Source organism: Priestia sp. FSL P4-0332 (genome assembly GCF_038005845.1).
Taxonomy (GTDB): Bacteria; Bacillota; Bacilli; order Bacillales; family Bacillaceae_H; genus Priestia.
Window position 1 is genome coordinate 136,970 of the sequence record NZ_JBBOUA010000002.1, and the last position, 14,849, is coordinate 151,818.

The 14,849-nt window shown below is 34.6% G+C and carries 14 protein-coding genes; 7 read left to right on the forward strand and 7 right to left on the reverse strand.

The features are described 5' to 3' along the window. Positions 1-148 precede the first annotated feature (148 nt). The gene (gene ltrA / locus MKY06_RS27630) at positions 149-1,798 is read right to left on the reverse strand and encodes a group II intron reverse transcriptase/maturase (protein WP_340961989.1); all 1,650 of its coding nucleotides are present in this window, start codon (positions 1,796-1,798) and stop codon (positions 149-151) included. A 1,301-nt stretch (positions 1,799-3,099) separates the two neighbouring features. On the opposite strand from ltrA (MKY06_RS27630), the gene MKY06_RS27635 reads away from it, so the two are divergent. Together MKY06_RS27635 and MKY06_RS27640 are read left to right on the forward strand one after the other, a co-directional pair. Further along, positions 3,100-3,762: a hypothetical protein gene (locus MKY06_RS27635; RefSeq protein ID WP_142759518.1), complete on the forward strand. Its 663-nt coding sequence runs from the start codon at positions 3,100-3,102 to the stop codon at positions 3,760-3,762. Between the two features lie 15 nt (positions 3,763-3,777). Next, positions 3,778-4,077, forward strand: a complete 300-nt coding sequence (locus tag MKY06_RS27640) for a hypothetical protein (protein ID WP_116327360.1) — start codon at positions 3,778-3,780, stop codon at positions 4,075-4,077. 545 nt (positions 4,078-4,622) lie between these two features. Here MKY06_RS27640 and MKY06_RS27645 read toward each other — a convergent pair. The 3 genes from MKY06_RS27645 to MKY06_RS27655 form a co-directional block, all read right to left on the reverse strand. Then, a complete protein-coding gene (locus MKY06_RS27645; RefSeq protein WP_323744542.1) occupies positions 4,623-5,309 on the reverse strand; it encodes a GNAT family N-acetyltransferase in 687 nt (228 codons plus the stop codon). Between the two features lie 423 nt (positions 5,310-5,732). Continuing rightward, on the reverse strand, positions 5,733-5,978 hold the full coding sequence (locus MKY06_RS27650) for a hypothetical protein (protein ID WP_029319588.1): 246 nt from the start codon (positions 5,976-5,978) through the stop codon (positions 5,733-5,735). A gap of 110 nt (positions 5,979-6,088) precedes the next feature. Then, positions 6,089-6,652, reverse strand: coding sequence for a tetratricopeptide repeat protein (locus MKY06_RS27655; protein WP_194758108.1), 564 nt, complete (start codon positions 6,650-6,652; stop codon positions 6,089-6,091). Positions 6,653-6,803: 151 nt separating this feature from the next. On the opposite strand from MKY06_RS27655, the gene MKY06_RS27660 reads away from it, so the two are divergent. The 4 genes from MKY06_RS27660 (at position 6,804) to MKY06_RS27675 (ending at position 8,823) form a co-directional block, all read left to right on the forward strand. Then, positions 6,804-7,244, forward strand: coding sequence for a hypothetical protein (locus MKY06_RS27660; protein ID WP_194758109.1), 441 nt, complete (start codon positions 6,804-6,806; stop codon positions 7,242-7,244). Between the two features lie 71 nt (positions 7,245-7,315). Then, positions 7,316-7,579 (forward strand): hypothetical protein, encoded by a 264-nt coding sequence (locus MKY06_RS27665; protein WP_098197820.1) that lies wholly within the window; start codon positions 7,316-7,318, stop codon positions 7,577-7,579. Positions 7,580-7,599: 20 nt separating this feature from the next. Further along, the gene (locus MKY06_RS27670; protein WP_194758110.1) at positions 7,600-8,160 is read left to right on the forward strand and encodes an SMI1/KNR4 family protein; all 561 of its coding nucleotides are present in this window, start codon (positions 7,600-7,602) and stop codon (positions 8,158-8,160) included. Positions 8,161-8,511: 351 nt separating this feature from the next. Further along, positions 8,512-8,823 carry a hypothetical protein gene (locus tag MKY06_RS27675; protein WP_098197818.1) on the forward strand — a complete coding sequence of 104 codons (312 nt, stop codon included), beginning with the start codon at positions 8,512-8,514 and terminating at the stop codon, positions 8,821-8,823. 157 nt (positions 8,824-8,980) lie between these two features. Here MKY06_RS27675 and MKY06_RS27680 read toward each other — a convergent pair whose 3' ends face one another. The 3 genes from MKY06_RS27680 to MKY06_RS27690 all read right to left on the reverse strand — a co-directional run bounded on the left by MKY06_RS27680 (position 8,981) and on the right by MKY06_RS27690 (position 12,298). Continuing rightward, the gene (locus tag MKY06_RS27680) at positions 8,981-9,352 is read right to left on the reverse strand and encodes a hypothetical protein (RefSeq protein WP_165575026.1); all 372 of its coding nucleotides are present in this window, start codon (positions 9,350-9,352) and stop codon (positions 8,981-8,983) included. 912 nt (positions 9,353-10,264) lie between these two features. After that, positions 10,265-10,603 (reverse strand): Imm8 family immunity protein, encoded by a 339-nt coding sequence (locus MKY06_RS27685; RefSeq protein ID WP_116299552.1) that lies wholly within the window; start codon positions 10,601-10,603, stop codon positions 10,265-10,267. An 18-nt stretch (positions 10,604-10,621) separates the two neighbouring features. Then, positions 10,622-12,298, reverse strand: a complete 1,677-nt coding sequence (locus MKY06_RS27690; protein WP_194758111.1) for an RHS repeat-associated core domain-containing protein — start codon at positions 12,296-12,298, stop codon at positions 10,622-10,624. Between the two features lie 552 nt (positions 12,299-12,850). On the opposite strand from MKY06_RS27690, the gene ltrA (MKY06_RS27695) reads away from it, so the two are divergent. Next, positions 12,851-14,812 carry a group II intron reverse transcriptase/maturase gene (ltrA, locus tag MKY06_RS27695; protein ID WP_194758112.1) on the forward strand — a complete coding sequence of 654 codons (1,962 nt, stop codon included), beginning with the start codon at positions 12,851-12,853 and terminating at the stop codon, positions 14,810-14,812. The last annotated feature ends 37 nt before the right edge of the window (positions 14,813-14,849 follow it).

The window sequence follows — 14,849 nt, forward strand, 5'->3', positions numbered from 1 at the left end:
ATTAGAAAGATAGAAAAGTGAATGAATACAATATTCATTGCTAGTTTAGTCGGGTAGGCAGGCACTCTCACGAGCGCCCGCCCCCCTAAGAACCGCACGTGACAGATTTCCCGTCATACGGCTCAAGCCTTCTTTTTATCCGAACAACTTATTTAATACATGGTACATGTACTAATTTAGCAAATTGACCTGTAGAAACCTCTAGGTTTCGCACTGTAACTTTTTCTCCATTTTGTAGAGTCTGCTTACACAATGCACAACGATATCCTTGTTTTCTTGCAAGTTTCATCCTATCGAATGTATTTTCATTGTTAAAGACCTTACGGTCTCGTTTTTCCCAATACTCTTTTAGACTCGGATCATCTGGGCTGTTTTTGTAGGCTACCATGACATGTCGTTCTATCTTAATCCAGGACATCTTTAACAATTGAATGTTAGTAAGTGGACATGTGAGAATCCATTTATTATTTCCACCGTGGTGGGGCTTCTTAAAATAACGCTTGCTAATCCATTTTCTCGACTTCTTTGGATGCAGTTGTTTAAGATGTTTTCTCACTTTTAGGAAAATATAATTGTCCATATAGCTGTAAGTCTTTTTAGATACGACATGTTTCCAATACTGGCCGTAGCCACGAATAATCGGGTTTAAAACACGTATTAGTTCTTTTACTGGTCGTCCTCTCATCACAGAGAACGTATCTTTTATCTTGTTTCTAGCCTTTTTAATGCTGTCTCTGCTAGGTTTGATAAATAACTTCTTTCCTTGTCCCGTATTGTATTGACGCAGCGAGAAGCCAAGAAAATCAAACCCGCCCTCAATATGTGTAACTCTAGTTTTATCCATGCTAAGTGTAATTCCTCGTTTTCGTAGGTAAGGGGTGAGTTTCCCATACATACTTTCAGCTTGTTCCTTCGTTTCCGTTACGATGACGAAATCATCTGCGTAGAGAACACGCCCTATCTTACATTTTGGATCAATTGCGTATCCTCCGTTTGGTTTGTAAGTCTTTTTATAAACAATACCAATCTCTTCTTCCATACCACATAAGGCGATATTAGCTAGAAGGGGAGACACAATTCCCCCTTGAGGGGTTCCTTCTGTTGTCATACGAAGCATATCCTGCTCTATGTATCCCATATTAAGCCACCTTTTAATGAGAGTGCTCCCCGGAAACATAGATGTTTGTTCCATTATCCAATTATGGTTAAGATGATCGAAACATCCTAAGAAATCTCCCTCAAACACCCACTTTTTCTTACTATTGGTGTTAAGCTTATTAAAAAGATTACTTATAGCATCGTGTGTACTTCGTTTAGGACGAAAACCATAGGAAGTGGGCTCAAACTTAAACTCCCATTGGGGTTCGAGTGCGTTTTTTAATACGTTTTGATAGACTCGATCTCGTATCGTAGGAATGCCCAAAGGTCGTAGCTTTCCGTTTTTCTTCGGAATAAATGTTCTTTTTGCTGGTTTTGGACGATGTCGAAAGACATTGCATTGAACTAGTTGTTTGTACAGATTGATACGTTCATTTGGTTTTGAGGCAGTATAGCCATCTACACCGGGTGTTCGCTTACCGTTATTTTGTTGTGTTACTCTGCGAATAGAAAGCAGTAGATTTGCTTTACTCCGAAGGAGTAAACGTTGAAGTTTCCTTACTTTTCTTTGTTGATTTTGTTGTTCGGCACGATAAATTCTTTGTCGTAACTTCGCTACATATTTTTGTATCATACTCCAATCAATAGAGTACCAATCTTTATGCGAGACGTGCGCCGACGCTCGTAGAGAGGTATTCATAACAGCACGCTCCTTTTCGTTAGAAGATAGCCACAAATTTATTTTCGTGTTGAAGACCAATGAGAAGTGGGCGCTCTTTCGAGCCTGTCCTTGTCTGTAAAGCCGACAGTATCCGTCCAGTTATACAATGATTCTGCTTTCCTGTTCCTTTTCAGGGTAACGGCCTTAGCTTTTTCTCATATCCCATACCCTCTGTCACATTGTTTGACTTTGCAGTCATCCTACTGCTTATGCAGATGACGTAGGGCTTACCAAGTTTCACTTCCTCCAGATTCGATGGGGGTAGGCAGGTTCTTTACTCCGGGCAAGATGCGGGACGCATTAGAGTAGCTTTATGATTCTACTTTTCCTCTTACCAAGACCCAAGCAAGAATATGCATTATCTTGAGCTAACTGTGACGAAGCTTATAAACCTTCACTTTCGTTTACCATACCTATCTTCTCCTAGCAGTATTCCGGACCATGCATTTGTCCTCTGTTTCCACATTTCCTCATGCAACCGACAGACTCGTTACCAAGAATGCCGTTTCGGATGGAGATCATCTCTGCGTCTAGATGAGTAGCGTTAGCTACACTGTAAGAAAGCGACTTCTTGTCGCACCATAAAGTCTCTTCTAGGAAGTTAAATATTATGTAGTTAATTGTTTAATCCAGGAAGAAGACAGAAACTCAGGAGCAAAAGCGAAACGACTTGTCTTGAAAAAAGCTCGCAAAGATTATGAAGAATTGCAAAGTGAAGCTAAATATGGACGTGAAAATCTAAAAGAACTGGGCTATAAAGGACAACAAGGTTTATAACAACAACAAAGCCGTATGAACACAATGGAGAAAACAGTCGTCCCATGGTTAGAAAAAGAAATAAAAACATATGAGAGCAACATAAACGCTCTAAATAACCTTTTTAATGCTATTCACCAAGCTACTTGTAGTCAAGAGCAAGCACAACAAAGACATCAATTGAGAAGAATGAGAAGCACAAATATAAATAAATCGAAAAACCAAGGACTAGATTTTAGCCGTTAAATAGTTAAACGAAAAATAGCCTTAAGGCAATTAGAAACAACTTAAAGTTGTTATTGCTCCTAGGAGATACTCTTTATATGTTAAAATTCGGTGATTTTAGACTCTATAGATGAATTTCTTTAAGTCTTAAGAATTACAATAAAATTCCTGATTTTTGAACATTTCTAGTAATTTATTTTCAAATTAACAGGAATGCAACTCACCCTTATTAATATCTGGTAGGATAATACATATAAAGTATATTTTAGGGGTTGGGGGATTTTATAGAGATGCGATTTATGAAAAAAATTAGACTTTCCGTATTTACGACTTTAACTGCTGGTATATTACTTACATCTACTGCTTTTGGAACACATTTAAATGCGAATGCAGCAGAAAATACGGAACTTTCTAAAGCAGAGCAAGAAGAACTTAATACCGTATTAGAGCATTTAGAATTTAATAAGGACGATAATCAAATTACGATTGTTAATGAAGATGAATTAAAAGATGATCTTAATGATTCTACAGTTTACAATCAATTAGAAAGTTCAGTTGAACAGCTCAATAACATTTTAAAGTATGTAAATTTCGATGAAGATGAAAATCAAGTAGTCATTGAGGATAAGGACAAGGTAAAGGCTGACCTTGATTCTACGGCATATAATCAGTTAACAGCTACAGTTAAACAATTTAATGAGATTATAGATAGTCCAGAGGGTAAAGAGTTACAAGAACAAATCTTTAAAGAATTAGGTGAGAGTAAATCATCTTCAAATACAGTTTCTATTCAAGGAATTAGTGGTTGTGGAGCAGCTTCAATTGCCGGTTTTGCTCATACTGCTGCTTTCAGTGGGCTAATGACTGTTGCTGGAGTAAGTGGACCAGCAGGTTGGGTTATTGGAACCGGAGTTGGTGCTGTATGGTTAGGTGCTAGTGCTGCTGCTGGCTGTTTATCATAATAAGGTGGTGATTACATGAATCCTGATAACACTTTTAAAGAGTTTTTAGGCGGTAAAATAGATCTATTTGCAAGAGGATCTTTTCAGATGTTTACTTTTTTGATTCTATTCTCTCCACTTTTCACACATACGTTTAAGGAAAATGTTTTACTTTATGTGATGTTTTCTTTACTCATTACGATTAATAATTTAGGAGTAGAATTCTTTACTATCAAAAAAAGAGGCCCTGAACCTAAAAAATATATGCTTCTTTTTCTGAGTATTAGTTTGCCTATTGATATTTTGTTACTATGCTTATTCTATGTTTTAGGTTAACTGATTAAAGAAGCCATCTATTAACTAATAGATGGCCTTTTTTTACCACAATGTCTATTACAGTAACAGAAAAACCAACCTTTAGAGCTCACAGGTTGGTTTTTCTGGTTTTTAGATTTTATATCTTATACATTTTTGTAGTTAACATAAAACGTATTATCGGTATAAAGATTATGTTTATAGTAAAAGAAAACAGGGCCTTGATAATCAAGGCCCTGTTTATCATCACGTACTTCTTTTAAATAAATATATACTGTAGACTAACAATAAAATTACTAAAGATAAGGATATCCAATAAATACTCATTAGACTATTCGGAAAATAAGTAATAGCTCCATATAAAAGAAAAGCAGCTATCAGGAAAAAACAAATGAAGCGACCTAAATAACGTATCGAAAAGCGAACAACCTCTCTCACTTAATTTCCTCCTCCAAACAACATTATCTATATTTTACCAAATAATCTTACTAAAGATTACATGCAGTACAATTTTAGATTTACATAATCCACATTATAGGCACCAAAACAAACAGCTTTGAGTTAACTCAAAGCTGTTTGTTTATCTGCATTTCCTCTATACAATTATTAAGAGTTTCTTTATCAATTCCATTCACGTTAAAATATTTTTCTTTATAAAGAGATATTATGGCCTTATATAAGACATCCCTTTTTATTTCACTGTGTCCATAATTTTTTACAAACAAATTAAGGGGAAATGAAGGTTCGCCTTTATGTAAAGGGGGCTGTTTGTAATCAATAAAGTTAATGTAATTATATTTATTTCTCTCAAAAAACTTATTTCTTTTAAAACAGTCTTTTTTTTCACTATCAGTATGGACCATTTCTATTGTTTCTGTTTCTAACATTATTTTATCTATACACTTAAAACCTGCTTTAATGGCATCTTCATTTAATAGACCTTCAATTTTTCTAAGTGTTTTAGAACCTAATCCTCGACTTCTTGTATAAGGATCTGTAACGATATAAACTATAAATCCCGTATTAACATCAGCTAAAAAGTGTCCAGTTGTAAAAGACACTACTTTCCCATCCTCAATTCCTACCAAAAAACGAAAAGTATTTGGAAAGCTAGTTTTGGAATATTCTAAGCTACGAAGAAAAATATCCTTTGATTCCCTTACTTCTATCGGAAAAGTCTCTTCATGTAATTTCATCACATGTTCAAAGTATTTTGTATTTCCTTTAGTAATCTCAAACCATTCTAACGACACATAATCACCATACCTTTATTCCCTAAAATATAATAAGTTAAATTTACCATATTTTGTTTATTTTGTATCGTTATCTTTGTTGAGCGCTCTGTATATGATATACAAAGCTAGTTTACATAATGTCTCTTCAAGGAACCAAGCAAGCAAAAGAACCCTTGGGGCAGTAAGATTCCACCAAGGATTCTTTTTCCGGAATATGCAGCTTTTTATACATCGTTGATATGACTACATTCTTTGAATAGTTGAAAGAAACGAAAATGTATAAAAAGCGCACCTTTTATACATATGCTAGTACACCAAAAAAATAGTCCTTATGGCAAAAATGTGCTATTGTTTACTTGCGGTTATATTTTGGTACTTTATAATTAGCAATCCTAATAAAAGGCTATCTCATTCTATGAGATAGCTTTTTACTTTTATTTTTTATAGCATGCTTTCAGTAAATTCAAGTAAAGTAATAAAAACAATAAGCCCTATTATAGTCCCTAAAATTAGGGAAATAATATTAACCCACCATCTATTATTTGACTTGAGAAACCATAAGCCAGCAAGTATTATAAATAAATATTTTGCAACAGTCTCATTTACATGTAAAACTTCAGGTAAAAAGATGACTGATAAATAAAGACCCACAGCTATTATTAAAGAGCTTTTAATCAAAATCAGCAAATAGGTATCCTCCGTTAAATATTTTTAAATATAAATTTTATAACCTATATTGCGTTAGGTTGTTTGCTCAACACATTAGTCACTGCTTATTGCATATGAGATTGATTGTATTATGTCAATAATTTCTCTCTTATAGGCTCTAACTTTTTGAATTTCTTATGATAAGATTTCCGTTGTAATAAACTCTCCACTAGCTTAAGAGCATCCTCTTTTCTATTGGCTTTTACATAGCTCTCAATAACTTCTATAAATTGTTCATCATATGGAAATTTCTCTTCTTGAACCAGTTCAAAAGCTTTATCAAAACAAAGACTAGCATTGTTATAATCCTTCAAATAAAGGTATGTTCCTCCATTTCCAGCATATAGTCCCGCGTGCTCGGCATTGTTCAACCCTTTAAGCTTTAGACCTTCATTTCTAATTTCAAGTGCTTTCCCATAATCTTTTTCCGTTTCGGCAATAATAGCCGCATTATGAAAGTGCTTAAACTTTGTTCGTTTTTTCTTAGGACGAGTGATCCTAAAGATAATCCAAATGACAATTAAGTCTCTTATTACTGAGGAGACGTCATAACCAAGGTTCTCAAGGCTATACTTTGTTACAGTCCTATAGATTAAACGGACCACATCATAAATAAGAGAGAAATATAGCATATAAAGAAGAAATTTTTTCAATTCGTTCCCGACTTTCTATTATTAAGTTCCTTTATTATACATGATGTATGGTAAAATGAGTCGATAATATGGCAAATGAAGAAATTTATGGAACTTAATCATTCTACTAAACTACTAATGTCACTAAAAGATTGAATGCGAGGAAATAAGCATGAATGACTACCCTAGAACAGGTTTAAGATTAAGGAGTGAGCCTGGCGTAGACCCTGAAGTAAGAATAGCGTGCATTAACTTTTGTAAATGGTTAAGGATGCAAATGGAGTTTCCTATTCGAGTTGTTATTTACCTAAAAAAAGATGATCAAATTAAGAACCGGACAACAAAGGAGATGGTAACAGCTACTTTCTTTGCTCCCTACGAAAAAGATGTTGAACCATATATCCGCATTGCTACTGGGGATTATAAAGATTTGATTAGAGAAAGAGGAAAAATAGATGCCTTGTATGCGATGTTAGACAGCATTGCCCATGAACTTTGTCATTATCAACAGTGGTTGGAAGATAAGGAATTAGAGGAGGAAGAAGCTGAAGAGAAAGGGGCTCAACTAGTTGATGAATATGCCGAAAACATTGATTCAATTTTAGATTTCTAACCATCTTCACTAACTTTTTATGAAGGCTTGAAGTACCTAGAATATACACTAATTGGACGGGAGGAGATAGAATGAACCCAACTATTGTAGATGCACTCATAAAGAAGCTTTCCTTACTCAATTCAAACAAGGAATATGTTGAATTAGCAGTTGATTTAAACGACATTTACGAAAGTAGTAATAAACTTGATCGATTGATTACAGACACTCTTAGTTCTTCACTAGACCAAGAGAAGCTAATAGAGCAATTAATTGAAATAGAGGTCGAGCTTGATCATATTAATTGGCATTATAAAAGCTTGAAAAAGGAACTAAAACAATTACTTAACACTTAAAGCGAAAGAAGGTAAAGATTTTGAAAAAAGAATTTTATCAGGGAGATAGTTTTTGGAGCGACGATAGTGAATATAAGCGTATAGATTACCCGATAAATGATGAAATCATAAAGCAAGCTGAAGTTATTTTAGGTGTTAAGTTACCTAGTTCATTACTGGATTTAATGAAAATAAGAAATGGTGGGGGATTAAACTACCCGTACTTTATGTTACCTGATGGAGATGCAGAAAGTATTCCTTATGGAGGCAGGGCAAGCATTAGTACAATTGATCCTATACATTTCGAAAATGATGATATAAGTATCTTGTCTTCCAAAGAACTATTGGAAGAAGTCAAACTCAAGGGTGAATTTGTGGTTTTGTGGACGGATTTTCACTATTGGGTTGTGTTGGATTATCGTAATAGATTTCAAGATCCTGCTGTTATGTATATCGCAGAAAACTTCTCAGCTTCAACAGACGATACTACAGAATGGGAGTATATCAAAATAGCAGACACTTTTGATGATTTTCTAAAGCAATTATTTCGTGTACCCCCATTAGATCCAAAGCAATTAAAAAGCAGTTATAGACGTAAATAATTAATAAGCTAAGTTGGACTTGTAGAAACTACATATTTTGCTCCGAAATAGCACGGCTTTATTTTAGTAAGCAATAGAAAATCACTTCGATTTAATGTCCTTTTTCAACCTATAATAAGAGCTATTATTAACCTGTATGATATAATTAACAAAAATAGGAAGTTAGGAAGGGGTAGACCTATTGTTTGGAGGAATGATACTTGGCATTGTTATAGTATTAATTATATTTTTCGCTATGGCTAAAACAATAAAAGATACTCAAAAAGCCAATGATAAAAAGAGGCGTTAAATCCATATATATGCTATCCATATTTTGTACCTTCTCATAACAAAAAGGAGAAAATAACTAAAATGAAAAAATACTTATGGAATTATGGTATTCTCGTTGGAATCATTATATTTCTAGCTGTTGGTATACCACGAATAACAAGTAATGAAGTAGCATCTTTACACTCTCCAGAAGAAAAAAAGAAAGTGGAACAACTTCAAGAAAGTTTTCGAAAATGGTCACTTAAACCACTGGATAAATTAATGGTGCAAAGTTACGAGGCTAAACCGAATGGGCATGAATGGGACAGTGTCGCAAAAAAATCAATTGAAAATTATCGGGTTACATATTACACTTTTTTTGGAATCCGTTATATGGAAGTAGAAGTGAGTTGAATGTAACTTAACGATAGTACGTGAAACGGAAACAAAAATCCCTTAGAAACAAATTTTCTAGGGATTTTAATTGCCATTGTTGTTGTCATAAAACCATATTTCCTACATCAAAGCTAAAAAATAGTTATTTTTCTCCAATGAAGGAATGGGAAATGCTTTACATGAAGCTTGCCATATTCGGATTTATAGCTATGTAATGCGGCATCCAGCAATCTGAATTCTCAGTACCAATTTCATGACCATTTGAACAGACTCTGTTCATACCGTCTAATCCATCTAAACCGCAGCATCCGTTTAAACGATCTCCATCTGGATGATGCTTAGAATTGATTAGGTCCTTCATATTTATAATAATTGTACCTTTTTTATCAACTTCATCATCTTCACCAACGATCAAGAAATAACCTTGAGGGATATAGTCTAAAGGAGTATGATCTTCTCCAATTTCTTCGTTAAGTAAGCTTAAATCCCGTAGTTCTGTTAATACGTTAGAAATTTCTATTTCACAACTTTTACAAACTAACTTCAATATAGTAAAACCCCTTTAACTAGTTTATATTCAAGCACAACACTTATAAATATGATGCTTTTCCAATAATTTGTCTACTTAAGTGGTTTTCTATTTAGAAATTCATATTACTTTGTTTCTTATATGAAATTTCCGTTTAGTCTACTTTATACTACACATACTTCCAATAACAAAAATTATCGGTTCTTTAACTTTAAGGAAACATTCATAGACCTACAACATCATCTTTAATTTGAAAAAGAGTTCGCAAAAGTATACCTTTACGGACTTTTCTTTTTCATAGAAACTCTATCATCTTTATCGTTCACATAAGTTAAAAAACAAATTACGAACGTCCTTTGGTAGGTAAACACTTTTACGAACATTTTGATAGAGTGATAGGACTATAATTGAAAACTAGTGCAATAATTTAATTTAGGCTAAACTAATCGATGGACCCCATTAAATATGACTGTTAAAAGTTAGTTTGGAAATTTCTTTTAACAAGTAAATAAAAAAGCTTTTTGCTTCCTTTAGAATTTATAATTATGAAATAAAAATGCGGTTAGCAGGAGAGTTATAAATATATATTAAATACTATTTGATTTCTTACTGTATCTATCAAACTCATATAAAAATGTTCGAAAAAGACAAAAGAAAAAGAAGCCTTGATATATCAAGACTTCTTTTTAATAATATTTTAATTTATCTCTTTACAAAGGTCGTTAAAATAGTCTCAATTCTTTTTAGTACACAATAATTTTAAGAGGAGAATAGAAATTTATTACTATCTATTCACTAAGTCGAAATATGCAATAATTCCGTCCTTCTCAGAAGAGAATAAACTAATTGGCTAACAATTATCCCGAACTGATAATGATTTTGTAATTATAATTTCACCCTATTAATGTGACATCCTCTTAAAAATGAAAGTTAGCTTTCGTACTCCCAGATTGCATATCGATTAATTATTTTAGCTGATTCACTCCAATTACTTCTTCCACAATGTAAAATCAATTTCTTTAATCTTTCTTCTATCTTTTTAATATTGAAATCATTCATTATAAAAAAACCACGTCCAAGTTCTATATCAGCCGTTTCGAGCATTGTATTTAACCTCAATGGACTAACAGCATAAATAGTAAATATTTCTGCAGAATCTTCATCATTTTTTATACCAATATCAGCTTCTAATTCAATCCAAAAATCTTGTGGGTCATCACCCCAAACTTCATCAATAGAAGTTAAATTAAATAATTCCAAACTTAACATTTATTAAATTACACCTCACTATCTAAAGTTCAAATGAGCATTTCTTATTTTATATTTCTTTTTACTTATCTCGTGTCTACCATACTCTTCAAAGTTGGCTTGGTGTACCCCACGTTTCTTCTTGTAATGTAACCTGAACGTTTTAGTACCATCTTTACTGCTATAACCTATTACTTTTCCTTTTTTCATCATAGGTTTAGCACCATGTCCTACCCATGCCTGGCCAGCTTTTTTAGCAACTCTTTTACTTACTCTCCCTACATTGATAGTAGTATTACCTTTTCCTTGCTTAGCAGCCATTAAAACTCTAATAATTTTCCTTGTTTCTCTAGCTTTATATATTCTGTAAGCAATTTTTCCAGCCTTATATCCTCCACCGCCGATAAGTCCTAGACCAGCAGCAACAGCTACTTTTTTCCATCCCTTACCTGATTTATATGCCTTGTACCCATCATAAGCTGCAAATCCTGCATTAACTGCTAACCACACAAAATGGCCATCTGGATCTACGTGCATGACAGGATTGTTATCTGCATAAGTATATCCATTTTGAGTAATTGGGTCATCATCATCGCCTGGATCTGGGTCAGCTGAAATGAAGACAGCTTGCTCTGGATTATAATAACGAGCAATTAGATAATACATACCCGTTTCATCATCTTGCATGTAACCTGCATAAGTAAATGGGTTTTTAATATCTGTTTGACCAGATACCACTTGCTTTTTCGCATTTCCCCATGCATCGTACGTATATTTTACCACAGCAGCTCCACTGTCATCAGTCATTGCTACGACATCACCATGTGGGTTGTAGTGATAATAATACGATTTTCCACCTGTTTGCATGGATAGACGTACGCCATCCATCGAGTAAACATAAGAGCGTAGGACGTTGCCATTTCCGTCTGTTTCATATAATGGGTTGATACTATCGCCATCATAGTAGAAACGCGTAATCGTACCGTTGACATTTTTCTCAATACGACGATCATCATCATCATATTTGTATGTCGCAAAGGCTTTGGTTTCGCCTTTTTTAGTAATAGATGTTAATTGATCAGCTGCATTCCATGTGTATGTGTATTTACCATCTTCTAGACGATTACCATTCTCATCATATTTAATTGTATCATTACCAAATTTGACAAGTTCATTTCCGATATTAAACTCGGCATTCGTTTGAACAGCTGATTTTCCTGGCTCTGTTACTTTAACCGATGTTCGATTTCCAAAACCATTATAACTATATTCTTTTACCGTTCCATCTGGTAGCGTTTCTTTTAGTAATTGATCCAAAGAATCATAAACATAAGATGTTGTACCATCGACTGAACCATCTGCTTTATAAGATGTAATCTCTGTACGGTTATCATTTTCATCATATTTGTATGACTCTGATAGAATGCTATCGTTATTGGTGTTACCAATGTCCAATGACATTACTTTTCCTGTCACGTCATACGTAAAGGCTGAACCAGCATAATTGCCAGCTGTGTAAGCACGCACGTTGCCTTTTTCATCATAATCAAAAAGGTACGTTTTACCTTTTGAATCTTTTACAACCGTGTTTTGATCTAACGCATTATACTCATAAGTGTTCTCATTTGTAGTACCACCTTGAGAGAATTTTGATTTGACAATTTTGGTCGAATCTTTTTTGTATTCCCAGCCAAATGTGCCACCACGGTCTGCCATGCTCGTAATTTGTCCAGCTTTATCATAAGCTTTTGTGCGAACACTACCATTTACAGAGTCCGTTACTTTCGTTTCATTCCCATTCTTACGGTGAGAATGTGATAAATCACTGACGAACTCGCGAATGTACGCTTCGATAGCTTTACGGCTTAGAAATGAGTCGGGTCTGAAAAGATGACTTGGTTTAAGGAAACAAAGGTAATCGAAGATGCCCTAATTCTTACACTGTTATAGGCGGTGGAGCAAACTACGGAGTAGAGTGAGCACCTAAGTATAATTAATGATAGCTGAAAAGGAACGTCGGAAGCTACCAACGTATAGTGTGAAATAAAACTAGGCAGGCATGTCGAGTTAGAGGGGAAAATTCCGTAAGGATATAACTCTCTTTAATGGTAGATGAAAGTAGTGGCACGACCGATGAAGGTTATGTAATAGAACTGGAGGAACAGCCACGAGGCAATAACTAAGGTTAAAACATGATTTCACTAAATCCTAGCATGGATTCTGGTAGGACTAAAAAGGTCACTGAATTTCAAAGGACGGTGACAAACCATGAATAAACACTCAGTAGGAAAAAGGCTTAAAGACAAAAGTATCCGAAACTCAGAATACTACAGTATGACAGAGACTTTCGATAACTTGTATCAGAGGGCTAAGAACAAAGAAAACTTTCGACAACTAATGAAAATAATCGTTTCTGAAAAGAATATCCTACTAACCTATCGAAATATTAAGCGAAATAAAGGAAGTAGAACACCATCAGTCGATAAGATTACCATTAAAACTGTCGAAAAAATGTCCCAAGAAAGTTTTGTTAAGTCTGTTAAAATGCGATTTAAAAATTACACACCAGGTAAAGTTAGGCGTAAGGAAATTCCAAAACCAAACGGAAAAAACAGACCTCTTGGCATACCATCGTTTTGGGATAGACTTATCCAACAATGTATCCTGCAAGTTCTGGAACCGATATGTGAAGCACACTTTTGCCCTAGGAGCTATGGATTCAGACCTAATCGGTCTGCCGAACAAGCTATTGCAGATTCAGTTAGAAAGATTAATCGGCAGGATTTAACTTTCGTGGTAGATGTCGATATTAAAGGCTTTTTCGATGAAGTAAACCATGTAAAGCTAATGCGACAATTATGGACATTGGGAATACGAGATAAACAACTGTTAGTAATTATACGAAAGATACTCAAAGCCCCAATTATAATGACTGATGGTTCAACCATATATCCTACAAAAGGAACACCGCAAGGTGGAATATTAAGTCCACTGCTCGCCAACATCAATCTGAATGAATTTGATTGGTGGATAAGCCGACAATGGGAAACGTTTGTGGTAAAAGAGAGGACGCCCAAGCTAACAAAGCAAGGAGCGCAAAACCGTTCACACGAGAATGTCGAACTTAAAAAAACCAGACTAAAACCAATGTACATAGTGAGGTATGCAGATGACTTCAAAATATTTACGAATATAAGAAGCAACGCCGAAAAGATTTACAAAGCGTGTAAACGATGGCTCGAGGAAAGATTGAAACTTCCTATCTCTGAAGAAAAGTCCAAAGTGACGAACCTAAAAAGGGAAAGAAGCGAATTTCTTGGCTTTACCTTAAAGGCGACCAAGAAAGGTAAGCGTCTTTCCACGGGGAAAACCAAATACGTGGCAGAGACTCATGTATCACCAAAAGCTATCAAAATTCAAATAGCTAAATTAACAGACCAAATCAAAAAGTTACAAAAATCAGCAAGCCATCGAGAGATAATTAGGAATATTGGAAAGTACAACAGTATGGTGATTGGAGCGCACAACTACTATTGCATTGCCACCCATGTAAGTCGAGATTTTCATTGGCCCGGAAGAAACTTAACTAGGAAAATGTACAACCGGCTTCCAAGAGCTAGCAAAGCAGATACCTTCGGTTTCTCAAGGGTAGGTAAATATAGTGGCAAAGATAAAGGAATTATTCCCTATCTCGGATCAAAAACCATAAGATTCTACATGAAAAAACCAATTCTTCCTTTTGCGTATGTTCTGCATAAGAATCCTATGAGCAAACGTATAGCTATTAATAAGTACACACCAGAAGGACGAAAACTAATCCATAAAGGACTGGAAAACGTGACCGAAGCAGAATTAAGGTGGCTAAGGGAACATCCAGTAATTAATGACAGAGCAACAATTGAGTTCAATGATAATCGAATCTCCCTATTCGTTGCACAAAACGGAAAATGTGGGGTTATGAATGAAAAGCTTGAACTGACAGACATGCATTGTCATCACAAACAATTATGGAGTGAAACGCAGGACGACAACTACGCAAATCTTATTCTCGTAAAATCAGAAATTCACAAGCTGATACATCTAACTAATGAACCTCTGGCCAAAAAGCTAGTGGACAAACTAAAAATGACAGATAAACAAATCGAGAAATTAAATAAACTGCGATTTCTTGTGAAAAACAATTTAATCTGTACTAACAAAACTTACTATGAACAACTAACTTTGTTCTAATGAACTAAACCAATAAAGTGTTTATGACTTAGTAGAA